The organism is Agromyces cerinus subsp. cerinus (assembly GCF_900142065.1).
GTDB classification, from domain to species: domain Bacteria; phylum Actinomycetota; class Actinomycetes; order Actinomycetales; family Microbacteriaceae; genus Agromyces; species Agromyces cerinus.
This window is the reverse complement of sequence record NZ_FSRJ01000002.1, coordinates 13,527-37,649: the sequence shown is the minus strand read 5'-3', so window position 1 is coordinate 37,649 and position 24,123 is coordinate 13,527. Positions and strand designations below refer to the sequence as shown.

At 70.2% G+C, this 24,123-nt stretch carries 19 protein-coding genes; 8 read left to right on the top strand and 11 right to left on the bottom strand.

What is annotated here, in order from left to right; all coding sequences use genetic code 11:
* Positions 1-2: 2 nt before the first annotated feature.
* The 4 genes from BUR99_RS06230 to BUR99_RS06215 form a co-directional block, all read right to left on the bottom strand.
* A complete protein-coding gene (locus BUR99_RS06230) occupies positions 3-1,727 on the bottom strand; it encodes an ATP-binding cassette domain-containing protein (RefSeq protein ID WP_074259546.1) in 1,725 nt (574 codons plus the stop codon).
* A 2-nt stretch (positions 1,728-1,729) separates the two neighbouring features.
* Positions 1,730-2,656: an ABC transporter permease gene (locus BUR99_RS06225; RefSeq protein WP_234980766.1), complete on the bottom strand. Its 927-nt coding sequence runs from the start codon at positions 2,654-2,656 to the stop codon at positions 1,730-1,732.
* Positions 2,653-3,696 (bottom strand): ABC transporter permease, encoded by a 1,044-nt coding sequence (locus BUR99_RS06220; RefSeq protein ID WP_084183721.1) that lies wholly within the window; start codon positions 3,694-3,696, stop codon positions 2,653-2,655. Before BUR99_RS06220 ends, BUR99_RS06225 begins: the two co-directional genes overlap by 4 nt.
* Positions 3,697-3,785: 89 nt before the next feature.
* Positions 3,786-5,606, bottom strand: a complete 1,821-nt coding sequence (locus BUR99_RS06215) for an ABC transporter substrate-binding protein (RefSeq protein ID WP_234980765.1) — start codon at positions 5,604-5,606, stop codon at positions 3,786-3,788.
* A 430-nt stretch (positions 5,607-6,036) separates the two neighbouring features.
* Between BUR99_RS06215 and BUR99_RS06210 the strand changes: the two genes are divergently transcribed.
* The 4 genes from BUR99_RS06210 (at position 6,037) to BUR99_RS06195 (ending at position 9,859) form a co-directional block, all read left to right on the top strand.
* Positions 6,037-6,513 (top strand): Lrp/AsnC family transcriptional regulator, encoded by a 477-nt coding sequence (locus BUR99_RS06210; RefSeq protein WP_074260233.1) that lies wholly within the window; start codon positions 6,037-6,039, stop codon positions 6,511-6,513.
* 116 nt (positions 6,514-6,629) lie between these two features.
* Positions 6,630-7,514 carry an ABC transporter ATP-binding protein gene (locus tag BUR99_RS06205; protein ID WP_074259545.1) on the top strand — a complete coding sequence of 295 codons (885 nt, stop codon included), beginning with the start codon at positions 6,630-6,632 and terminating at the stop codon, positions 7,512-7,514.
* Positions 7,511-8,641 (top strand): ABC transporter permease, encoded by a 1,131-nt coding sequence (locus tag BUR99_RS06200; protein WP_074259544.1) that lies wholly within the window; start codon positions 7,511-7,513, stop codon positions 8,639-8,641. The genes BUR99_RS06205 and BUR99_RS06200 overlap by 4 nt, the downstream gene beginning before the upstream one ends.
* A 144-nt stretch (positions 8,642-8,785) precedes the next feature.
* The gene (locus BUR99_RS06195) at positions 8,786-9,859 is read left to right on the top strand and encodes a threonine aldolase family protein (RefSeq protein WP_074259543.1); all 1,074 of its coding nucleotides are present in this window, start codon (positions 8,786-8,788) and stop codon (positions 9,857-9,859) included.
* A 137-nt stretch (positions 9,860-9,996) separates the two neighbouring features.
* On the opposite strand, the gene BUR99_RS06190 is transcribed toward BUR99_RS06195, so the two are convergent.
* Complete coding sequence (locus BUR99_RS06190; protein ID WP_143231516.1) at positions 9,997-11,508, bottom strand: APC family permease; 1,512 nt, start codon at positions 11,506-11,508, stop codon at positions 9,997-9,999.
* A gap of 136 nt (positions 11,509-11,644) precedes the next feature.
* Positions 11,645-12,199, bottom strand: a complete 555-nt coding sequence (locus BUR99_RS06185; protein WP_074259541.1) for a TetR family transcriptional regulator — start codon at positions 12,197-12,199, stop codon at positions 11,645-11,647.
* Positions 12,200-12,372: 173 nt separating this feature from the next.
* Between BUR99_RS06185 and BUR99_RS06180 the strand changes: the two genes are divergently transcribed.
* Together BUR99_RS06180 and BUR99_RS06175 are read left to right on the top strand one after the other, a co-directional pair.
* Positions 12,373-12,966, top strand: coding sequence for a nitroreductase family protein (locus BUR99_RS06180; RefSeq protein WP_074259540.1), 594 nt, complete (start codon positions 12,373-12,375; stop codon positions 12,964-12,966).
* A 318-nt stretch (positions 12,967-13,284) separates the two neighbouring features.
* A complete protein-coding gene (locus BUR99_RS06175; RefSeq protein ID WP_074259539.1) occupies positions 13,285-16,983 on the top strand; it encodes a discoidin domain-containing protein in 3,699 nt (1,232 codons plus the stop codon).
* A 44-nt stretch (positions 16,984-17,027) separates the two neighbouring features.
* Here the strand turns inward: BUR99_RS06175 and BUR99_RS06170 are convergent, their stop codons facing one another.
* Positions 17,028-18,293, bottom strand: a complete 1,266-nt coding sequence (locus BUR99_RS06170) for an MFS transporter (RefSeq protein ID WP_074259538.1) — start codon at positions 18,291-18,293, stop codon at positions 17,028-17,030.
* A 145-nt stretch (positions 18,294-18,438) separates the two neighbouring features.
* Between BUR99_RS06170 and BUR99_RS06165 the strand changes: the two genes are divergently transcribed.
* Positions 18,439-18,945, top strand: coding sequence for a MarR family winged helix-turn-helix transcriptional regulator (locus tag BUR99_RS06165; protein ID WP_074259537.1), 507 nt, complete (start codon positions 18,439-18,441; stop codon positions 18,943-18,945).
* Positions 18,946-19,009: 64 nt separating this feature from the next.
* Here BUR99_RS06165 and BUR99_RS06160 read toward each other — a convergent pair whose 3' ends face one another.
* The 4 genes from BUR99_RS06160 to BUR99_RS06145 are packed head-to-tail and all read right to left on the bottom strand — an operon-like array spanning position 19,010 to position 22,700.
* Complete coding sequence (locus tag BUR99_RS06160) at positions 19,010-19,483, bottom strand: heme-degrading domain-containing protein (RefSeq protein ID WP_074259536.1); 474 nt, start codon at positions 19,481-19,483, stop codon at positions 19,010-19,012.
* Positions 19,480-20,529, bottom strand: a complete 1,050-nt coding sequence (locus tag BUR99_RS06155; RefSeq protein WP_074259535.1) for a zinc-dependent alcohol dehydrogenase family protein — start codon at positions 20,527-20,529, stop codon at positions 19,480-19,482. Before BUR99_RS06155 ends, BUR99_RS06160 begins: the two co-directional genes overlap by 4 nt.
* 53 nt (positions 20,530-20,582) lie before the next feature.
* On the bottom strand, positions 20,583-22,154 hold the full coding sequence (locus BUR99_RS06150) for a carboxylesterase/lipase family protein (protein WP_074259534.1): 1,572 nt from the start codon (positions 22,152-22,154) through the stop codon (positions 20,583-20,585).
* 42 nt (positions 22,155-22,196) lie between these two features.
* Positions 22,197-22,700, bottom strand: coding sequence for an aromatic ring-opening dioxygenase LigA (locus BUR99_RS06145; protein WP_084183713.1), 504 nt, complete (start codon positions 22,698-22,700; stop codon positions 22,197-22,199).
* A gap of 115 nt (positions 22,701-22,815) precedes the next feature.
* Here BUR99_RS06145 and BUR99_RS06140 point away from each other — a divergent pair, with 115 nt between their 5' ends.
* Positions 22,816-24,090: an MFS transporter gene (locus BUR99_RS06140; protein WP_074259533.1), complete on the top strand. Its 1,275-nt coding sequence runs from the start codon at positions 22,816-22,818 to the stop codon at positions 24,088-24,090.
* The last annotated feature ends 33 nt before the right edge of the window (positions 24,091-24,123 follow it).

The following is a 24,123-nucleotide window of genomic DNA, read 5'->3' as shown; positions in this document are numbered from 1 at the left end:
GATCACCGGGCCGTCGCGAGCACGCCCTCGCGCCCCACGATCTTCGGCGCCGCGGCGAGGAGCTTCTTGGTGTACTCGTGCTGGGGGTCGAGGAGCACCGTCTCGGTGGCACCCCGCTCGACGATCTCGCCGTGGTACATCACGGCGACCGTGTCGGCGATGTTCCATGCGAGTCCGAGGTCGTGCGTGATGACGAGCGCGGAGAGGCCGAGCTCGTCGCGCAGGCGGAGCATGAGTGCGAGGATCTCGCCTCGCGCCGAGGCGTCGAGCGAGGCGACCGGCTCGTCGGCGATGAGCATCTGCGGGTTCATCGCGAGGGCGCCCGCGATCACGACGCGCTGGCGCTGCCCGCCCGAGAGCTCGTGCGGGATGGCCTCGAAGAAGTGCTCGGGCGGCATCAGCTCGGCGTTCTCGAGGCTCGCGGCGACCTGGGCGCGTTCGTCGCCCGGGTAGCGCTGGATGCGGAGCCCCTCGGCGACCGACTCGTAGACGCTGAGCTTCGGGTTCAGGGCGGCCGACGGGTCCTGCAGGATGAGCTGGACCTGGCGACGGAACTCGCGGAGCCGCTTCGTCGAACGCCCGAGCGGCTTGCCGCGGAAGAGCACCTGCCCGCCCTGGTCGGGCGCCTCGAGACCGAGGAGCGTGCGGGCGAGCGTGGTCTTGCCCGAACCCGACTGCCCGACGAGCGCGACGATCTCGCCCTGGCGGCACGCGAGGTCGACCCCGCGCACCGCCCGAACGCTCTTGCCTCGCGAGCGGAACGTCACGCTGAGATTGCGCGCCTCCAGCAGCACCTCGCCGGTCGACCACGCGTCGCCCTCGACCGCCGTGCGCGCGGGCGCCGAGGCATCCGCTGCGTCGATCGCGTCGATCGAGCCGGTCCTGGCCGAGTCGGTGCGACGCGTGACCGGCTTCAGCCGCGAAGCCGGGTCGCCGATCGTCGGGAAGGCGTCGGCGAGCTGCTTCGTGTACGCCTCGCGCGGCTCGGTGCAGATCTGCTGCGACTCGCCGACCTCGACGAGCTCGCCGTTGCGCATGACGGCGATGCGCTCGCAGGCGGTGGCGAGCACCGAGAGGTCGTGGCTGATCATGAGGAGCGAGATGCCCCGTCGGGTCACGAGGTCCTTCACGACCTCGAGGATCTGGCCCTGGACGATGACGTCGAGCGCGGTCGTCGGTTCATCGGCGACGATGATGTCGGGCTCGCACGCGAGCGCCATCGCGATCATGATGCGCTGCTTCTGGCCGCCCGAGAGCTCGTGCGGGTACGACGCCGCCTTCGCGATCGGCAGGTCGACCTGGTCCATCAGCTCCGCGAGGCGCGCCTTGCGGGCCTCGGCGGTGCGCCAGCCGTCCTTCACGTGCAGCTCGAGCGCCTCGATGATCTGCTGACCGACGGTGCGCACGGGGTTCAGCGAGTGCATCGCCCCCTGGAAGACGATCGCGACCTCCGACCAGCGCAGGGCGCGCAGCTCGCCGAAGCTCAGGTCGGCGACGCTCCGGTCGCCGACGCGCACCTGGCCGTCGATCACGGCGTTGTCGGGAAGCAGGCGCAGTGCACTCATCGCGAGCGTCGACTTGCCGGAGCCCGACTCGCCGGCGATGCCGAGCGTGCCGCCGGCCGGCAGCGAGAGGCTCACGTTCCGCACGGCGGCGATGTCGCCGCGACCTCGCGCCGCGGCCGTGCGATAGGTGATGGAAACGTCGTCGAAAACGAGATCGGGCATGCTCAACGGCTCCTGAGGGTCGGGTTCACGATGGCTTCGAAGGTGCGCCCGACCAGGGTGAACGCGAGCACCACGAGCACGATCGCGAGACCGGGGATGACGACGTACCACCAGTAGCCGCTCGTCGCGGCCGAGACGTCCATCGAGTCCTTCAGGATCGTGCCCCACGACTGCTGCGTGGGATCGCCGAGACCGAGGAAGGCGAGCGTCGATTCGGCGATGATCGCCGAGCCGACGGTGAGCGTCGTGTTGGCGAGCACGAGCGGCAGCACGGCGGGGAAGAGGTGCTTGCCGATGATGTGCCAGTGCCCGGCGCCGAGCACCTGGGAGCGCTCGACGTACGGACGGGCCTCGACCGCGAGTGTCTGGGCTCTCACGAGTCTGGCGGTGGCCGCCCATGAGGTCACGCCGATCGCGATCACGATCGTGAGCACGCCGCGGCTCAGCACCGACGACAGCACGATGGCGAGCACGAGCGAGGGCAGCACGAGGAAGAAGTCGACGAATCGCATGATGACGCCGCCCGCGACCCCGGTGAAGTGGCCCGCGGCCATGCCCACGAGGGTGCCGATGATCATCGACATCGCCGTGGCGGCGACGCCGACGAGGAGCGAGGTGCGAGCGCCCCAGATCATGCGCACCCACAACTCGCGACCCTGGTGGTCGGTGCCCATCGGGTGCTCCCACGACGGCGGCGCGAAGCGCGGCTGATCGGTGAGCTGGGTGACGTCGAGCATCGAGCGGTCGGCGATGACCGGGGCGAGGATCGCGAGGAGGATCACGACGCCGAGGAAGATCAGCCCCGACATTCCCGAGGCGCTCGCGCGGAACTCGCGCCACAGCTTCGCGGCGGACGCCCGGCGCCGGCGGCTCGCGACCTGCCGGGTCGTCATCGGGGCGACGGGCCGCGCCTGTTCGGTGGTGCTCATGCGCGCCTCACTCTCGGGTCGAGCTGCCGATAGATGAGGTCGGCGATGAGATTCATGACGATGATGATCGTCGAGAAGACGACGAAGGTGCCCTGCAGCAGGGGCATGTCGGGGCCGCTGATGGCCTCGTAGGTGAGCTTGCCGAGACCGGGCCAGGAGAAGACCGTCTCGACCGTGACGGCGCCGGCCACGAGACCGCCGATGTGCATGAAGACGAGGGTGACCGTGGGCAGCAGCGCGTTCGGCACCGCGTGCCGGCGACGCACGAGGTCGTCGCGCAGGCCCTTCGCCCGCGCGGTCGTCAGGTAGTCGGACGACTTCTCCTCGAGGAGCGACGCGCGCATGACCATGAGGTACTGGGCGAAGACCACCGCGACCATCGTGACCACGGGGAGCACCATGTGGCGGGCGACGTCGACGACGTAGTCGAAGGTGCCCGGCTCGACGCCGGGGCTGACCATGCCGCCCGTCGGGAACCAGCGCAGTGTGCCGCCGAAGATCATGAGGAGGATCAGCGCGAGCCAGAACGTGGGCACCGACCACAGGGTGAGCGAGGTGCCGGTGGCGATCTTGTCGAAGAGCGAGCCGTTGCGCCAGGCAGCGCGCTGGCCGAGCCACAGCCCGAGTGCGATCGCGATGATCGCGGAGGTGCCGGTGAGCAGGAGGGTCGGGCCGAGGTACTGCCCGATCAGCTCGCTCACCGGGGTGCGGTACACGTAACTCTCGCCGAGGTTGCCGGTGAAGATGTTGACCAGGTAGTCGAGGAACTGCTGCGTGACGGGCTTGTCGAGGCCGTACTGCCTGCGGAGCTCCGCGATCTGCTCGGGGCTCATCGGGCGTTCCTGCGCGATGCGCCGCACCGGGTCGCCCGGCAGCACTCGGAACGCGAAGAAGCCGAGCAGCACGACCATGACGAGGCTGATGAGCGCCCCGCCGAGCTTGGTGCCGAAGTAGCCCAGGAACGAGGAACGCGTCGGCGATTCCTCGGCGAGCTTCTCGTCGTGCACCTCCGCGTTCACGGGGGTGATCGTGTCTGTCATTGCGCTCCGTCTCCTTCTTCCTGCGCCCGACGTCGGTCGCCCGGTCGGATGCCGCGGGGTGCGGCACCCGACCGGGCAGTGCGAGAACGCTACTCGCGGTCGCCCGCGGTCTTGCGCCGTCGCACGATCACGATCGCCACGACACCGGCGGCGACGACGAGCACGCCGAGGCCGATCCAGAGCGCGGCACCCGGGCCGGACTGCTCAGCGGCCGACGAAGCCTCGTCGACGACGGGCTCCACCGTGTAGTAGCCCCAGTAGCCGGCCTGGTTCGCGATGATGCCGTTGTCGGCGGGCTGCGTGGTGAAGCCCGTGAAGCGGTCGGAGCGGTACGCCTCGAGCGACTGGCCGTACCAGAGGGTGATCTGCGCGACGTCCTCGTAGTGCATGCGCAGCATGTCGTGCACGATCTCGGCGCGCTTGGCCTCGTCGAGCTCCGAGTGCTGCTCTGCGTAGAGGGCGTCGAACTCGGGGTTGCAGTAGCCGTCCTGGCTCGTGGCGCCGTTGCCCTCGGCGTCGGGACGCGAGGAGCACAGGTTGATGCCGAGCTGGTAGTCGGGGTCGGGGTTGACGCTCCACCCGGAGAAGTACAGGTCGTAGTCGCTGACCGCCGTGCGGTCCGAGATCGTGTCGCTGTCGGTGGTCTCGAGCTTCAGCTCGACGCCGATGTTCGCCATCCAGGGCACGAGGTACTCGGCGGTCGACATCTCGACGATGTCCTCCGCGTCGGCGAGCAGGCGGATCGAGAGTCGGTTCCCGTCCTTCTCGCGGATGCCGTCGGCGCCGGCGACCCAGCCGGCGTCATCGAGCTTGGCCATCGCGGCGTCGGGATCGAACGACACGATCGCCTCGTCGTCGTCGGGCAGGTGCCACTTCTCGAACGCGATCGGGATGAAGCTCGTGGCGGGAGCGCCGTAGCCGCCCAGCACGTTCTTCAGCAGCGACTCCTGGTCGATGCCGAGGCGGATCGCCTCGCGCACGGCGGGCTCCTTGAGGGCAGGGCTGCCGGTGCCGTAGGCGACGCCCTCGGGCGTCTCGGCTCCGGCGTTCACGCTGATCGAGGTGAAGCGACGGCCCGTGCCGGCGTGGGTCGTGATGCCCTCTTCGCCTTCGAGCGCCGTCATCTGGGTGTCGGTGAGCCCGGTCACGAGGTCGACCTCGCCGGCGCGCAGCGCCTGGATCTGGGCGTCGGAGTTCGTGTAGTAGATGTACTGGATGCCGTCGATCTTGGGGGCGCCCCGCCAGAAGTTGGGGTTCGCCTTGAGGATGATCGACTGGTTCGCCGAGTAGCTCTCGAGCGTGTACGGCCCGGAGCCCACGACGTCGGCGTCGTTGGCGAAGGTCGTCGGATCGTCGACTTCGGACCAGATGTGCTCGGGGAGCACGGGGATCTCGGTGCCGGGGTTCGGCGCCTGCGGCGTCTTGAGGTTGATGACGACGGTGAGGTCGTCGGGCGTCTCGATGCTCTCGAAGTTCGCCACGAGGTTGCCGTTGGCGGTGCCGAGCATCGGGTCGTTCATCATCGACTCGTAGGTGTACTTCACGTCGGCCGAGGTGATCGGCTCGTCGTCGGACCACTTCATGCCCTCGTGCAGGGTGAAGGTCCAGGTCATGCCGTCGGGGCTGGCCTCCCATTCCTCTGCGAGGCCCGCGGTCGGGGAACCGTCTTCGGCGTCGTTCTGCACGAGGCTCTCGTAGACGTACCGGATGATGTTCGTCGGCGTCAGGTAGATCGAGATGAACGGGTTGAAGGTGTCGACGAAGCCGGCCGTCGCGATGCGCAACGTCTTGGCGTCGGCGCTCTCCGTCGCCGAAGGGCTCGCTTCAGCGACGACCGGTGCCGCGAACGCGGTCGCGGCCGGGCCGATCGCGAGACACGCCGCGAGGGTGACCGCGGCGACGGTGGACAACCGGCGTCGCGCCTTCCCGTTTCTGGGGGCTGGTGTAGCACGCATACGTTTCATATTCCTTCGCTGATGAGTCGGACATGTGATGCAGAACTCGGATCTCTAGCAAGGGAACATGATGAGGAGATGAATAGTCAACAACGAAGATACGATTCGTATCGGAATTTACCGAACGGCAACAATCCGCGCGATCCCTGCTGGGTGCGGCGAAAATCCGAGATACCGGAGCTCTCGTCGGAAAATTGCCACTCGGATGGCATCACAATCAACCCGGAGCACATCTGCCGCATATCGCGGAGGGGGCCGCTCGATCCTCGGGTCGGTCGAGCCGGGCTCCATTGCTCCAGGCTGAACATCTGAACCCTATCTCATGCGCCGAACGAGACGAACCCCGCCGAAGCCCTCACCGGTTCCGCGCACTATCGTGGAGCGCATGAGCGAGCCGACCGCGACACCACGTCTCGACAACGACATCGACCAGCGCATCGTCTCGGCGCTCGCCGTCGACGGCCGCACGACGCTCGCCACACTCGCGACACTGACCGGCCTCTCGACCTCGGCCGTGCAGTCGCGCGTGCAGCGCCTCGAGCAGCGCGGCGTCATCACCGGCTATCGCGCAGTCATCGACCCGCACGCGGTCGGCCTGCCGGTGTCCGCCTTCCTCGAGATCTCCGTGCTCGACCCCGCGTCCGTCGGCGACCTCGGCGCCCGGCTCGGCGCCTACCCCGAGATCGAGTCCTGCTACGCGGTCTCGGGCGACGCCGGCCACCTCGCGGTCGCCCGGATGGCGACGACCGCCGATCTCGCCGACCTGCTCGTGCGCCTGCGCACCTCCCTCCCGGCACAGGTGCGCGCGACGATCGTGCTGCGCACCCTCTTCGAGGCCCGCCCGCTCACCGGCTCGGCCTGAGGGGGCCCACTCGCGGCGAGCGCCTCCCCCGCACGGGCGAGTCGCGAGCGGCGCGACGTCCGAGAACCCGCCGCACGACGGATGCCGCGAGCGCGCGCCATCCGTACCGTGGAGCCATGCTCGAACTCCACGACGTCACCAAGCGCTACGGCGAGCGCCTCGCCCTCGACCAGGTGAGCTTCACCGTCGGCGACGGCCGGCTCACCGGCTTCGTCGGCGGCAACGGCGCCGGCAAGACCACGACGATGCGCATCGTCCTCGGCGTGCTCGCCTCCGACGGCGGCACCGTCACGCTCGGCGGCGAGGCGCTGACGAGCGCCGACCGTCGCCGCTTCGGCTACATGCCCGAGGAGCGCGGGCTCTACCCGAAGATGCGCGTGCTCGAGCAGACGGTCTACCTGGCCCGCCTGCACGGCTGGAGCGCGGCCGCCGCACACCGCAACGCCCTCGAGCTGCTCGAGCGACTCGGCCTCGGCGAGCGCACGAACGACACGATCGAGTCGCTCTCGCTCGGCAACCAGCAGCGGGCCCAGATCGCGGCGGCGCTCGTGCACCGCCCCGAGGTGCTCGTGCTCGACGAGCCGTTCTCGGGCCTCGACCCGATGGCCGTCGAGACCGTGCAGGGCGTGCTGGCGGATGCCGCGGCATCCGGCGCCCCCGTGCTGTTCTCCTCGCACCAGCTCGACATCGTCGAGCGGCTCTGCGACGACCTCGTCATCATCGCGGGCGGCCGCATCGCCGCGGCCGGCAGTCGCGACTCCCTCCGCGCCGAGCACGGCTCCGATCGCTGGGAGCTCCTCACCTCGGGCGATCTCGGGTGGCTGCGCCAGCAGCCCGGCATCCGCGTCGCCGACTTCGACGGCGGCTGGGCCGTCTTCGAGTCCGAGTCGGATGCCGCACGGCGGGCCGCCCTCGCCGAAGCCGTCACCCGCGGCGACGTCATCAGCTTCACCCGCGAGCACACGACGCTCGCCCAGATCTTCACGGAGGTCGTGCAGTGACTCTCGATACCAGCGCAACGCGCACCAGCGGCCGAAGCGACGACCGCAGCACCCCCGGCTTCGTGGAGACCGTCAGGCTCATCTCGGGGCGCGAGATCACGATGCGCATGCGCAGCAAGGCGTTCCTCATCTCGACGGGCGTGCTCATGCTCGCCGTGCTCGCCTCGGTCGTGCTCGGCAGCGTCTTCGGCTCCCAGTCCGAGCTGCCGAAGGTGGCCGTGGTCGCCGGCGCGACCGACGTCGTCGAAGGCAACCCGGCGCTCGAGGCGGTGCCCGCCGCCGATCAGGATGCCGCGGAGCAGATGCTGCGCGACGGCGACGTCGAGGCGATCGTGGCCCCCGCGGCATCCGAACCGCTCGGCATCGTGGTGCTCGGGCTCGAGTCGACGCCGAACGAGGTCGTCGCCGCGCTCTCGGTGAGCCCGACGGTCGAGCTGCTCGATCCGGCCGCGGTCGACCCGATGCTCGCGTACTTCGTGGCGTTCGGCTTCGGCATCGTGTTCTTCATGTCGGCGCTCACCTTCGGCACGACGATCGCGCAGTCGGTCGTCGAGGAGAAGCAGACCCGTGTCGTCGAGATCCTGCTCTCGACCGTGTCGGCTCGTGCGCTCCTCACGGGCAAGGTGATCGGCAACAGCGTGCTCGCATTCGGGCAGATCCTCGCGATCGCGGTGCTCGCACTGCTCGGGCTCATGCTCACCGGCCAGCGGGTGCTGCTCGGCGGGCTCGGCCCGTCGGTCATCTGGTTCATCGTCTTCTTCGCGATCGGCTTCGTGATGCTCGCCGCCCTGTTCGCGGCGACGGCGGCGCTCGTCTCGCGGGCCGAGGACATCGGCACCGTCACGACGCCCGTGACGATGCTCGTGATGATCCCCTACTTCCTCGTGATCTTCTTCAACGACAACCCGACCGTGCTCGCCATCATGAGCTACGTGCCGTTCTCGGCACCCGTGGGCATGCCGATGCGGGTCTTCCTCGGCAGCGCCGAGTGGTGGGAGCCGTTCGTGTCGCTCGCGATCCTGCTCGCCACTGCGGCGCTCGCGGTCGTGATCGGCGAGCGCATCTACCGCAGCTCGCTGCTGAAGACCGGCGCGCGCGTGCCGTGGGGCGAGGCGCTGAAGAGCTGAGCACGGGGCTCTCCTCCTGCTCCACGCGCAGCACCACGAGGCGCGAACGGACGCGTGTTGTCGGAATCCAGCGCCCGATTCCGACAACACGCGTCGTCTCGAGCGCGCGACGCGGAGTCTCCGCAGCAATGCGAGGATGGTTCGGTGACTGAACAGCTCCACGACACCACCGTCCGCGGATTCGCCTCCGACAACTACTCGGGCGTGCACCCCGAGGTGCTCGCGGCGATCGCCGCCGCCAACGACGGCCACCAGGTCGCCTACGGCGAAGACGTGTACACCGAGCGCCTGCAGCAGGTCTTCGCGCGGCACTTCGGCGAGGGCGTCGAGGCGTTCCCCGTCTTCAACGGCACGGGGGCGAACGTCACGGGCCTGCAGTCGATGCTCCCCCGCTGGGGCGCCGTGATCTCGGCGAGCACCGCGCACATCAACTCCGACGAGGGCGGCGCACCCGAGCGGGTCGGCGGCATGAAGCTGCTCACGGTTCCCGCGCCCGACGGCAAGCTCACGATCGACCTCATCGACCGCGAGGCGTGGGGCTGGGGCGACGAGCACCGCGCGCAGCCGCTCGTCGTGTCGATCACGCAGACCACCGAGCTCGGCACCGCGTACACCGCCGACGAGGTGCGCGCGATCGCCGATCACGTGCACGAACGCGGCATGACCCTGCACATGGACGGCGCGCGCCTCTCGAACGCGGCGGCATCCCTCGACCTCCCGCTCCGCGCCTTCACGCGCGACGCCGGGGTCGACGTGCTGAGCGTCGGCGGCACCAAGAACGGCGCGCTCGGCGCCGAGGCGATCGTGGTGCTGAACCCCGAGGCATCCGTGGGTCTCAAGTACCTGCGCAAGCTGAACATGCAGCTCGCCTCGAAGATGCGCTTCACCTCGGCGCAGCTCATCGCGCTGTACGAGGGCGACCTCTGGATCGACAGCGCGCGCCACGCGAACGCGATGGCCCGGCGCCTCCGCGACGCGCTCGACGCGGGCATCGCGGCCGGTGAGCTGCCCGGCCTCGGGTTCTCGCAGCAGACGCAGTCCAACGGCGTCTTCGCGACGCTCCCGGCGGGCGTGGCCGACCGGCTCCGCGAGCGGTTCCGCTTCTACGACTGGGATGCCGCACGCGGCGAGGTGCGCTGGATGTGCTCGTTCGACACGAGCGAAGCCGACATCGACGCGTTCGTCGCCGGCATCCGCGAGGAGCTCGCAGCGGCGTAGCGCGTACCGGCCGGGTCCTGGGCTCGGCCGGACCCCCTCGCCGGGCCGTGGGCTCGGCCGGACCCCTTGCCGGGCCGTGGGCTCGGCCGGACCGCCCGGGCCGTCCGGGCCGTCCGGGCCGTCCGGCTCGCCGGACCCTACTCGGGCGCGAGCACCTCGGTGTCGCGGTTCAGCGAGCGCTTCTGGAAGTAGTCGCGCGAGCCCGGGAAGAGCGCCCACACGAACATGAGCACCACGCCGAGCAGCAGCGAGCCGACGCCGACGATGAAGGCGCCGCCGACCCCGGCGAGCTGCGAGTAGCCGTAGTCGGGGTCGAGCATGTCGATCGCCGACTGCACGAACGCCCACGCCATGAAGAGTCCGCCGAGCAGCGGGAAGACGAGACGGTAGAAGACGTTCCGTCGGCTGGCGAAGAGGGTGCGTCGGAAGTACCAGACGCACGCGAAGCTCGCGATGGCGTAGAAGAACGCGATGGCGAGGCCCATGGAGAGCAGCGAGTCGGCGAGCACGTCGGTCGAGACGAGGTTCATCCCCGCGTAGTAGACGATCGCGATGACGCCGACGAGGGTCGTCGAGAAGGTCGGCGTCTTCGATGCCTCGCTCACCTTCGCGAACCGCGCGGGCAGTGCCTGGTAGACGCCCATGGCGAAGGTGCCGCGGGCGGTCGGGAGGATCGTGGTCTGCGAGGAGGAGAGCGCCGAGATCGCGACGGCGATCACGAGGAACCAGCCCATCGGCCCCATCGCCATCGCGGCGAGACCCGAGAACACGTCGTCGGCGTGCGCCTCGTTCGCGAGGCCCGTGCCGGTGTCGCCGAGGCCGGCGTACATCATGGCGACGACGGTGATGCCGACGTACGTGACCAGCAGGATCACCGTGGTGAGCGTCGCTGCGCGACCCGGGGTGCGACGCGGGTCCTTCGTCTCCTCGGTCAGGGCGAGGCAGGTGTCCCAGCCCCAGTAGATGAAGAGCGCGAGCAGGATCGCCTGCACCATGCCGGTGCCGTCGGCGAGGAACGGGTTGAACCAGTCGAGCGACACCGGGGTCGCGTCGGGCGCGTTGCCGCTGAAGAAGCCGATGAGGCAGCCGACCACGAACGCGGCCATCGCGAGGTACTGGATCGCGAGCAGCACCTGCTGCATGCGCTCGCCGATCTCGACGCCGCGCAGCGACACCCAGGTCATGGCCGCGATGATGACGCAGCCGAAGCCGGTGACGAGGACGCGATCCTCGGCCAGGGAGCCGTCGCCGATGAGGCTGAGCAGGTACACCGAGGCGATCTCGGCGAGGTTCGCCATGACGAGCACGCCGGCCACGGCGATGCTCCAGCCCGCCATCCAGCCCGTGCGCGGGCCGAACGCCTTCGCCGCCCAGGTGAACACGGTGCCGCAGTCGGGCACGTCGTTGTTGAGCTCTCGGTAGGCGAAGGCCGTGAAGAGCATCGGCACGAAGGCCAGGATGAACGCGATCGGGGCCTGCGCACCCACGGCGATGATCACATAGCCGAGGGTCGCGGCGAGCGAGAACAGGGGGGCGGTCGACGCGATGCCGATGACGGTCGAGCCCCAGAGCCCGAGCTTGCCGATCGCGAGGCCCTTCGTGGGCGCTGGATCGATGGCGGGTGCTGTGCCGACCATTGGAGTGCTCATCAGGTACCTTCTCGCCCTCGAGGATGGAGACGCATGCGGGCGGGGCCGACAGGCGCGAGGTCCAAGTGTACACAGACCGACCAGACGGTCGGTCACCGGGTGCGCCGCCGCGACCGCCTCCGACCCGCCGTGCCGCTCAGGCCGCGGTGCCGCCGGACTGCATCGCCTCGAACGCGACGATCAGCTCCTCGACGTGCTCGGGGGTGAGCACGTCCTCGCCGACGGGCAGGTCCATGAGTGCGTTGTGATTCATGCCGTCGCCAGCGAACAGCACCATGCGCGCAAGACGCTCGTCGCCGGTCGCGGCGGCGAGCACGTCGAGCCACTCGCGGCGGCATTCGCGGAGCACCTCGAGCGCCGCCTCGTGACCGGTCTGCGCGATGCGGTACGCCGCCTCGATGAGGAGCTCGAGCTCGCTGTCGCGATCGAGCGACGACACGATGTAGTACCGCACCACACCCTCGGGCGCAGTGCGCATCTCGTCGGCATCTCGGCGGGCCTGCGCCCGCAGTTCGATGAACAGCGCGGCCTGCAGCGCGCTCACGGACGCGAAGTGGTGCAGCGCCCCCGACTTCGAGAGGCCGGCCCGGGCCGCAACGCCCTCGAGGGTCGCACCGCGGATGCCGCGCTCGACCATGAGATGCGTGTAGGCGGAGAGGACTCGGGCGGCCGGGCCCTCGAGGGTGATCATCCGCCCATCGTACGAGGGCGGCGACCTCGTCCGGATTCCGGCCCGGCGCGCCGGATCCGCACCCGAGGTCGTCATCGAGGGACTTTCTGGGAATGCCTCACAGGTCCATGCGTTGCAATGGAACGGGACGACGGCGCCCCGGCACCCGTCCCTCCAGAGAAAGCAGTCGCACGATGACGCTCGTCACCGACCTCACATCCCGCAAGGCCGACACCACCGCCCAGCTGATCGACCCGCTGGTCGACCGCTGGAGCCCCCGCGCCTTCGACCCGAACGCCGTCGTCGACGCCGAGACGCTGCGCACCATCCTCGAGGCCGCCCGCTGGGCGCCGTCGGCGAACAACTCGCAGCCGTGGCGCTTCATCGTCGCCCGCCGCGGAACCCCCGCGTTCACGACCGCGCACGACGCGATGCTGGGCTTCAACCAGGCCTGGGCCGACTCCGCCGCCGCGCTCGTGCTGAACATCGCCGAGACCGCCGACGCCGACGGCAAGCCCCGCCCGTGGGCCCGCTACGACCTCGGCCAGGCGGTCGCGCACCTCACGGTGCAGGCCCAGCACGAAGGCCTGCACACGCACCAGATGGGCGGCTTCGACGCCGCCGCGCTGCACGCCGCGTTCGACCTCGCCGACAACCTCGAGGTCGTCTCGATCACCACGATCGGCGTGCTCGGCGACGTCGACGCGCTGCCCGAGGCGCTCCGCGAGCGCGAGAGCGCCCCGCGCCTGCGCAAGCCCCTCTCGGAGCTCGTGCTCGTCGGCGAGTAGCGCCGAGCACGGTGAGTAGCGCCGAATCCTCGACCTGAGCGCCGCGAGTCGGAACACGACTCGCGGCGCTCTGCTCATGCGTCGACCGGATCACCCGTGGACGACCGGGCCGATCAGTGGGCCATCGGATCGATCAGGCGTCGACCGGATCGACGACCGAGATCGGGCGCGTCGGCGGCTCGCACGTGGCTCTTGACACCCCGCCTCCCCCCGGGTTAGCCTTCCCGCAACCATTCTGACAGCGTTGTCATCCAGACCGACATGACTCCTGTCGATCCACACGCGGCACCCCGAAGGCCGCTGAATCCAGGAGACACCATGGCCCGCTCCGGCCCCACCCCCGATCGCCACGCGACGACGCCCCGACGACGCCGCGCCGTCGGCCTCGCCCTGGCGGCGGCCCTCGCCGCACCGCTCGCCGCCCTCGCGCCCGCTGCCCTCGCACCCGCAGCCCAGGCATCCGCCGCTCCCGTCGTGAAGACCGCCTTCGGCGCCCCCGACGAGATCGCGGCCGACTACTACGCCGCCCTGCTGCGCCACACGCGCTGGGTGAACACGGTGTGGGACCCGGCGATCAACGCCTACCAGTTCAAGGACTTCAACTTCGCGGTCGTGCTCGGCAACGCCGTGATCGTCACGCACGGCGAATACGACGCCGAGATCACTGGCGTCTCGAAGGACCAGCTCACCCAGCGCACGATCGACACGATCCGCTACTACGCCGCCAAGAACCGCTTCGTCGACCCGAACGGCACCTGGGGCAAGAAGATGTTCTGGGACTCCACGTTCCAGTCCTACTTCCTCGACGCGGGACGCGTGCTGTGGGACCAGCTGGACGCCACGACGCAGAAGAACCTCGAGACGATCGCCGTAGGGCAGTCGGCCTACACGTCCGACCTCGACTACGGCAACGACCCGCTGTCGGGCTCGTGGACAGCCGACTGGCCCACCGGCAAGCACGAGGGCGACACCGCGCAGGAGGAGGCAGGCGTGTACACGCAGGCGCTCGCGCCCGGTCTCGCCTGGGCACCCGACAATGCCGATGCTGCTCGCTGGAACGAGCAGCTCGGCGACTGGGCGCGCAACGCCGCCGGCCAGCCCACCGCCGACCTCAACAACCCCGCCGTCGTCGCCGGGAAGCCGGTGTCGACGAACACGATGCAGACGATCTACGACACGTACCTCGTCGAGAACCATGGGTCGTTCGGCCCGCACTACCAGTCCGACATCTGGCGCTCGGGCGGGCGCAACGCGATCCAGTTCATCCTGAACGATCAGCCGATCCCCGAGTACCTGAAGCACCAGCCGAACTCGGCCGAGCTCTGGCGGTCGATCAAGATGACGATGTCGAATCAGGGCGAGCCGTTCATGCCGATGGTCAACGACCGCGAGTACCTCTACGGCCGCGACGTGATTCCGATGGCCTTCCTCGGTCAGGTGCTGCGCGACCCCGACGCCGTGCGCGCCGAGGCGAACATGGCCGCGTCGCTCGAGGCCTACCAGGCGTACGCGCCGGTCGACCGGCTCGCCAAGTTCTCGGGAGAGCCGAAGTACGAACCCGAGGCGCGCGCCGAGATCGCGATCTCGTATCTGCTGCACGTCGAGGCCGCCGAATCGGCGGAGGGGGTCGTTCAGGCCACACCGCAGGACGAGTTCTTCGCCCGTCTCGCCGGCGTGCGCGACTTCGGCGCCGGACCCGGCCTCTCGGTGCAGCAGTCCTCGAACGCGTGGGCGGCGGCATCCAGCAAGAAGGGCTTCCTGAAGTTCCCGTGGGTTCCTGGCCATGACTCGTGGCTGTTCGCGCTGTCGGGCTCCACGCCGTACCTGTACCCGAACTCCTCAGCGACGGTCGCCGCCCGGAACACGAGCACCTACACCGGGCCGCGCGACGGCTTCGAGGGCACGGCATCCGTCTTCCGCATCGGCGACGGCTACGCGGGCCAGGTGACGCTGCCGAGCGGCGCGGCGCTGTATGCCTCGACCGGCGCCGGCTGGCAGGACGGTACCGTCTCAGTGCGCAACCTCGACCTCGGCGGCTACAACGGCCTCGACGGGTCGCGCACCTACTACACGGCCGAGGGATCGGCCACCGCCACCCTGCCCGTCGTGACGCCGCCGAACCCGGCCGACGCGAACGCCGCCCGCATCGACGACCTGTCCTTCGACCCGGTGGCGGCGCGTTTCGTGCGCATCCAGGGGCAACAGGGCAACGCCCGGTACGGCTACTCGCTGTACTCAGTGCACGCCTATGGCACGGATGACGAGGCCACGACCGACCTGGCCGCCGGGCACCCCGCGACCGCATCGAGCGAGGACCCGGCCCGCCGGGCCTCGACGGTCACCGATGCCGACCCCGCCACTCGCTGGGCCGTCGCCGTCGCCGAGCGCACGCGTGCGGACTCGTGGATCCAGGTCGATCTGGGCGCAGAGAAGCCCGTCGGTTCGGTGCGTCTGGCCTGGGAGGCGAGCGCCGGCGAGCGCTATCTCGTGCAGACCTCGTCGGACGGCCAGACCTGGACCACCCAGGCCGCCTACACCGGCAGTGCCGACGCCAACGTCGCACGCCTCGACACGGTCGACCTGACGCCGGCAGGAGCGACCGCCCCGGCTCCGGTCGAAGCGAGGTTCGTGCGGATGCAGGGTGTGCAGGGCGACCCCGCCTACGGCTACTCCCTCTACTCGATGCGCGCGCTGACGGCGACCGGCGTCGACGCAGCGGCGGGCAAGCCTGCGACGGCATCGAGCTCGGACGCGGGTCGCGCCCCGTCGAGCGTGACCGACAGCGACCCCGCCTCCCGCTGGGCCGTGTCGCGTGCCGACCGCACCCGGGCCGACTCCTGGATCCAGGTCGACCTCGGCGCGCCCACCGCGATCACGCAGGTGCAGCTGGGCTGGGAGGCCTCGGCCGGTCGCGAGTACCGCATCCAGGTGTCCGCCGACGCTGAGACCTGGCAGGATGCCGCGAGCTTCCGCTACACCGGGGACCAGGTCACCACGACCGAGGGGTCGTGGCTCAATGTCGAGGGCACGGCCGGCTACGTCGTGCGCGGCGGGCAGGCCCCGATCACCGTGTCGAGCGAGAAGGAGGGGATCAACACCGTCCGCCTCGGCGGTGGAGACCGTCCGATGCTCGTCGAGATGGTGCCGGGCGATGCCGCAGCGACGGCCGCGCAGGATGCCGCGCCGCAGCCGAGCGCCGAGGGACTGCTCGTGAGCTCGCTCGACGGCTACCTCACCGCCTTCAACCTCACGGGCGCCGACGTCACGACCGACGTCACGGTTCCCTACGTGGGCGACACCGTGGCGCTGTACGCCGGCGATCAGGTGCTCGGACGGGATGCCTCGCAGCTCACCGTCACGGTGCCCGCGGGCGACGCCGTCGTGCTGGCTCCGCGCGCCACGGTTCCGACCGCGGCCGCGAAGGCGGCCGGCGTCTCGGTGTCGGTGCTCGACGGCCGCACGCTGCGTGTCGCGAGGCTCGACGGCGGGGATGCCCGCGGCGAGGCAGCCGGCATCGCCGCCGCGCCGACGCTCGATGTGACGAACGTCGAGACCGGCCGGACGCGGACGGTGCCCGTGGTGAAGCCGAAGGTCGCGGCCGCCACGTCGTTCCCGGGCGCGACGCCGTTCCCGGTGCCCGACCTGGCGCTGAGCACGCTCACGTTCCCGGCGTCCGTGCTGCCCGAGGGCATGAACTCGCCGCAGCGCGCCGTCGACAACGACACCCGCACCGCCTGGACCCCGGGGGCGAACGGCCGCATGGTCACCGACCTCGGTTCGGCGCAGCCGATCGGCACCGTCTCGACGCTGTGGAACGACGACAGCGCCCCGGCGGCGACCGTGTCGGTGAGCGACGACGGCATCACGTTCCGCGATATCGGGTCGATCAAGGCCGGCACGACGCGCGGCTCGGTGAAGGTCGACGCGACGGCCCGCTACGTGGCGCTGACCACCGAGTGGACCGAGGGCGACCCGAGTCTGATCGCGCTGCGAGTGCTCGTCCCGGGAGTCGACTGATCCGCTGAGCGCCGCGAGTCGGAACACGACTCGCGGCGCTCTGCTCAGGCGTCGACCGGGTCGACGACCGAGATCGGGCGCGTCGGCGGCTCGTGCCGCACCGACGGCATCGCGGCGATCACGCGCTGCAGACGCCACGCGGCGAAGACCGCGAGCACGCTGAGTGCGAGGTGCATGCCGAGGAACGCGTCGCCGAGACCGGCGCCGAGCAGCACCCCGGCGACGAGCGGGCCGGCCGCGGTGAACGCCGTCTGCAGCGCCGACATCGCACCGAGCGTGCTACCGACCATGCCCTTGCGTGCGAGCGAGGCGATGAGCGGGTTCAACACGGGGCTGTAGATCGTCTCGCCGACCGCGAAGATGCCGTAGGTCATGACGAACATCGCCGATGCGACACCAGGCGCGAGCTGGGCACTCGCGAGCACGAGCCACGCGACCACCCAGATGCCGCCGACCGCCATGAGCAGGGCGGGTGCGCTGACCTTCGCCGTGAGTCGTACGACCACGACCTGCAGGGCCACGATCACGATGCAGTTCACGGCCGCCGCGGTGCCGACCGCCACGGGGTCGACCTCGAGCACGGTGATGCCGAATGCGGGAATACCCGACTCGAACTGCGCGTAGAACCCGAGCGCCAGCGCGATCATGACGACCGAGGTCCAGCGGAGCGCGGGGTTCGCGAACACCAGGCCGAAGGCGCCGGGGCGTCGCTCATCGCTCAGGCCCGCGACCGCATCGGCGGCGAACTCCGAGCTGCGGCGAACACCACGACCGGCGAGTGCGATGATCGCCGACGACACCGCGAAGCCGGCGGCGGCCATGAGGAAGCCGATGTCGAGTCCGTCGTGCCGACCGAGGTCGATGATCTGCCCGGCCAGGAACGCGCCGGCGGCCATGCCGAGGGCCTCTCCGGTGAACTTGTACGCGAAGACCTTGCGTCGGTCGTCGGCCGACGACCACTCGAGCGCGAGCACCTGCTTGGCGGGAACCGCGGCGGCCAGGCCCAGGCCGAACACGAGCATGCCGCCGAGGAAGACGGCGGGGCTGTCGGCGAGGATGAGCGATGCCGCTCCGGCTGCGCCGAGCAGCTGCGCGACGACGGCGACGTGCACGGGGTTGTGCCGGTCTGCCAGCCGGCCCGCGATCGGCGCGGCGACGAGCGCGCCCACCGAGAAGAGCGATGACGCCGCGGCCGCGACGAGCGCGCCCCAGCCACGCGTGTCGGCCGCGTAGGCGTACTGGTACGGGAGCACGGCGCCCCACCCGAGCATGCCGATGCTCGATGCGAGAATGAGCAGCTTCGCGCGCATGGGCACGCCACCTTTCCGGAGTCGATGGTCTCGAACGAGACGGATGCCTCACCCGCGGGGCGATCGGAGGGGAGGCGATGATTCGAATACGAACTATTCGATATCGAAATATTAGCAACCGAACTTCGCGTGCGACAATTCCCGTATGGCCAAACGCACCCCGTCAGCGCAGGAACTGCACCGCCGCGCCGTCGCGACCTACGTCGCCGCAGGCGGCGAGGAGTCCGTGCAGCGGGTCATCACCGCCGTGCAGGGGCTCACGAAGAAGCTCGACCAGTGGTACGCCAGGCAGCTCACCGACCTCGACGTGAGCTCGGGCGAGTGGGCCGTCGTCACCTCGCTCGCGAAGGCCGGAGAGGCGCTCACCCCGAGCCAGCTCGCCGAGCTCACGAACGTCGCGCCGTCGTCGATGACGCATCGGCTCGACAAGCTCGCCGAGCGGGGCCTCGTCGAGCGCGCAGCCGATCCCGAAAACCGCACCCGCATCCTCGTGAGCCTCACCGAGCAGGGATGGGGACTGTTCAGTCAGGCCATCCGCGACTCCGACGTCGTCGAGTCCGACGTGCTGCAAGACCTCGGCGACACCGAACGCGCCGAGCTCGCGCGCCTGCTCGAAGTCGTCATCGCGCGCCTCGACGACATCGACGCGTGACCGCGCACGCGCGACGCTCGAACTGACCTGCGTCACGGCCGGCGCCGGCATCACCGACGACGTGTCAGCCGGCGCGCTGCTCGCGCAGGTGCGCACGCAACTGCGCCACGACGAACTCGTGATCGGCCAACTCGGGCAGCCCCGACACGCCGACGGCGCCGATGACCCCGACCTCGCGGATGCGAATCGGCACGACCCCGCCGTGCGCCGCGAACTCGCGCGGGTCGAGGCGGGCGTGCACGTCGAAGTCCTCGCCCTTCGCGCGGAACTCCTCGCCGACGAGCATCGAGGCCTGCCCGTAACGATCGACGACCCGGTGCTTGCGATCGAGCCAGGCATCGTTGTCGGCGGTCGCGCCCGGCAGTGCGGCATGGAACACCCGCTGCGAGCCGAACCAGATCGCGATCGCGACCGGATGCCCCGCCTCGGCGGCGGCAGCTCGCAGCTTCCCTCCGACCAGCCAGGCGTCGTCGAGGGTGAACCGGTCGAACTGCAGTTCGGATGCTTCGGCGACGAGCCGTTCGAGCAGCTCGCTCATGGCCGCAGCAGCACCTTCGTGGCGCGGCGCTCGTCCATCGCGGCGTACGCCTCCGCGGCCTCGGCGAGCGGCAGCTCCAGGTCGAACACGAGCCCGGGCTCGATCGCCCCCGACCGCACATCGGGCAGCAGCTCCTCAATGTAGCCGCGCACGGGCGCGACGCCGCCGTTGACGCCGACGTTGCGGTTGAAGAGCGGGCGCACCGGCAGCTCCGGCCCGCCGTTCGGCGCACCGACGTACCCGACCATGCCGCCGGGGCGGGTGGAACGGATCGCCTGGTCCATCGATTCCTTCGTGCCGACGCATTCGAGCACCCGGTCGGCGCCGATGCCCCCGGTGAGCTCCTGCACACGCGCGACGCCCTCGGCGCCGCGCTCCTCGACGATGTGGGTCGCGCCGAACCGACGGGCGAGCGCCTGCCGTTCGGGATGCCGCGACATCGCGATGATCGTCGTGGCGCCGAGTCGCTTCGACGCGATGATCGCGCAGAGGCCGACCGCACCGTCGCCCACGACGGCGACCGAGTCGCCCGCCGAGACGCCGGCAGAGACCGCGGCGTGGTGGCCGGTGCCCATGACGTCGGCGAGGCTCAGCAGACCCGGCACCTCGTCGTCGCCGACCGGTCCGGGCACGACCACGAGGGTGCCGTCGGCGAGCGGCACGCGCACCCGCTCGCCCTGACCGCCGTCGGCGAAGCCGCCGACGCGGTCGTCGGAGCCCCACCATCCGCCGTTCAGGCACGAGGTCGAGACGCCGTTGCGGCAGTTCGCGCACGTGTTGTCGCACACGTAGAAGGGTGCGATCACGAAGTCGCCGACGGCGACCACTGTGACCTCCTCGCCGATCGCCTCGACCACGCCGATGAACTCGTGCCCGATGCGATGCGGCTCGTGCGTGGGGGTCACGCCCCGGTACGGCCAGAGGTCGGAGCCGCAGACGCACGCGGCGACGACCTTCACGATGGCGTCGGCACCGGTGGAGAGCACTGGGTCGGCGACGGTTTCGACACGGATGTCGCGGGGCGCGTGGATGACGGTGGCGAGCATGCTCCGAGCCTACGCGCGCTGCCCCCGGCTGCGGCGGTCGAACCTGCCCGGACTCACACGTGCGGCACGAACTCCTGCCAGGCGAGCCGCTTGTCGCGCCGCGGGTCGAGTTCGATGCGGTCGGTCCGGTCGAAGACGAGGGTGCGCCTGACCACCTCGTCGTAGCGCGGCCAGTCGTCGAGCGGCGCACCGGATGCCGCGAACGCGACCCAGTGCGCCTGCATGCGCCGCCCGACCGCACGGAACATGCGACGCCCGCCGAGCATCGTGAGCCCCGCACCCGTCAGCGTGTCGAACTTCTCGAAGAGCGCGAAGAGCTCGAGACCGTGGGTCGCATCGAGACCGAGGAGCCGCGGCATCCGCGGCGCCGCATCGAATCGGTACATGTGCGTCGGTGCATACCGCGCATGCCGTTCCGCCACCTTCACCGACGGGAACCAGAACGTGAAGTCGCCGGCGAAGTCGGCCGCCGGCCGTCGCTCTGGCAGTCCCGGATACTGACGCTTGATGGCCTTGCGCGACTTCTTCCTCGTGTTCGCGAAGATCGCGCGGATGCGCGGCTTCGTCGTGGGCAGGATGCTGATGCGCCCCTCGAAGAGCGATCCCTCGCGATCGTTGGTGCCGATGATGAGCGGCACCCGGTGCGCGAGCCCGTCGCGGAACGCGTCGAGCGGACGGTGCGGCAGGAACTCGCCGTCGATGACGGGCGCGAGGCTGATCGTGCCGGGATCTTGGTCGGGGGTGCGGATCGTGAGGGCGGTGGTCGCCTCGGCGAGCTGCATGGCGTCTGCGGCGCACAGCATCGCCGCGGCATCCTCGACCGATTCGCTCTCGAGGTCGTCGTCGTCGACCACGCGGCTCAGCAGCTGCACGTACTCGCGGGCCCATCTCGCCGTCGTCTCGGGCAGGTAGACGGCGTTCGCCGGCGAGCTCTGCGCGATCGCGCGGGCGAAGAGGCCCTCGGCATCGGGCACGGTGAGCAGCGTGGTCACCGAGTTCGCCCCGGCCGACTCGCCGAAGAGGGTCACGCGGTCGGGGTCGCCGCCGAACGAGCGGATGTTGCGGCGCACCCATTCGAGGGCGGCGACCTGGTCGCGCAGCCCGAGGTTCGCCTCGATCGGGCGCTCGGGCGTCGAGTAGGTGCGGAAGTCGAGCCAGCCGAGCGCTCCGAGCCGGTAGTTCATGCTGACGTAGACGATGCCGTGCTCGCGCACGAGCCGTTCGCCTTGGCGGGGGTACTCCCCCGAGGAACCGACGCTGTAGGCGCCGCCGTGGATGAACACCATGACCGGTCGGCCGGACGACCCGACCGTCTCGGCCGACTCGTCGGGCGCGATCACGTTCACGCTCAGGCAGTCCTCGCTGCGCACGAGGCCCGGCGCCGCGCCGATGAACTGTCCCTTGCGCTTCTGCGGCGCCACGGGCCCGAACTCGACGGCATCGCGCACTCCGTCCCAGCCCGAAGCCGCCCGAGGGGCGCGGAAACGAGCGGCACCTCCCGTCGACGCCGCATACGGGATGCCCCGCCAGCAGCGCACGCCGTGCCGACGCACCCCGCGCACCGCGCCCGTCTCGGTCTCGACGACGAGTGCGCGATCGACCTGCACCCCTGTCCCCAGCAGCATGTCAGGGAGCCTACGCCCGTCTCATGAACGGACGGGGCACTGTCAGGCCGCTGCGGGCGGAGCCGTGGCTCTCGCCGACACCCTCGCCGGCGAGGGCACGAGCATGCGCAGCGCCCACCCGAAGAGCACGAAGATCACGCCGACCCCTGCCGCGAAGAGCGCGACGCCGAACGAGACGACCGAGGTGAAGAGCGAGGCCCGGAGGAACGACGCCTGCATCACGGTTTCGCGCACGGGGTCGTCCTGGTCGAGTTCGGCGTACGTCTTGCCGCCGCTCGCCTCGAGCGCGTGGGCGTTGATGACGCCCGCCTGGATGAAGGCGTCGACCGGGCCGTCGACGGTCTTGCCCGCGAAGTACGGGGAGTCGTCGGGGATCGTGATGTTCTCGGCGCGGAGCTGGTTCGAGACCCCGATCCAGGCGATGATCGCCACGACGATCAACAGGATGCCGCCGATCACGCCGGCCAATCCGATCAATCGGATGCCTCGTCGCTGGCCGTGCGTCAGCACGACCTCGCCGATGTCGTCTCCACTCACTGCAGACATGTCGCCTCCCCCGGGATCGAACTGCTGTCGCCACAGTAGCGCTGCGAGCGGCAGCGGCGGAAGAGCCTGCCCGGGCGAGTGGCGGAATGTCGGCCGTCTCGAACAGAATGCTGAAGTGATCAGCGCGAGGACGTTCTGGGGTGCCCTGCCCACCGAGGGCCGGTGGCTGCTCTCGACCGTCGCCATCCAGACGCTCGGCCGGGGGCTCACGCTGCCGTTCACGATCATCTACCTGCACGAGGTGCGCGGCTTCGATCTCGGGCTCTCGGGCGCGCTCATGAGCCTCATCGCCGTGGTCGGGCTCATCGTCACCGGCCCCGGCGGCACGCTCATCGACCGCTTCGGCGCGAAGGCGGTGCTGCTCGCGGGCCTCGTCTCGATGATCGCCGGCTGCACGCTGCTCGCGTTCGCGACGCATCCGGCCGTCGCCGCCGTCGCCCTCGTGCTCATCGGCGTGAACTTCGGCGTCTCCTGGCCCGGCTTCAACGCGCTCATCGCGGCAGTCGTCTCGGGCGACCTCAGGCAGCAGTACTTCGGCGTGAACTTCGCGCTCGTGAACCTCGGCATCGGCGTGGGCGGCATCATCGGCGGGTTCTACGTCGACGTCGACTCTCCCGAGACCTTCACCGTGATCTTCCTCATCGACGCCGCCAGCGCCCTGATCCCCATGGCGCTCCTGCTCGGCCCGCTCCGCCATGTGCGCACCCAGGCCGAGCCGACCGAGGAGTCGGTCGCCGCCGGTGGCTATCGCGAGATCCTCCGTCAGCCCGCGGTGCTGTGGCTCACGCTCCTCACGTTCATCGCCATGTTCATCGGCTACGGCCAGATGGAGGCCGGCTTCCCGGCATATGCGCGGCAGGTGGCCGAGGTCTCGACCCGCGTCATCGGGCTCTCGTTCGCGGTGAACACCGCGGTCATCGTGCTGCTGCAGTTCACCGTGCTCGCGAAGATCAGCGGCAAGCGGCGCACTCGGGTGATGTGGGTGATGGCCGGCGTCTGGGCGACCTCGTGGCTGATCCTCGGCGCGGCCGGGCTGCTGCCCGACACCCTCGCCGCGGCCATCGGCGTGCTCGCGTTCATGGGCGTCTTCGCGTTCGGCGAGACCCTCCTGCAGCCGACGGTGCCGGCGATCTACAACGACCTCGCCTCCGACCACAATCGCGGCCGCTACAACGCGATCAACTCGGCGGCGTTCCAGGGCGGCGCGATCGCGGGGCCCATCGCCGCGGGCCTGCTGCTCGACCACGACCTCGACGCGGTGTACATCGCCGTGATGGTCATCGGTTGTCTCGGCATCGGTGCGCTTGCGCTCGCCCTCGAGCGCCGCATCCCGGAGAGCGCGAACGGCGTGCGTGCGCCCGAGCCCGAGAGCGACGTCGCCGTCGAGTGACAGCAGAACGCGGCATCCGCTCGATGCGTCGAA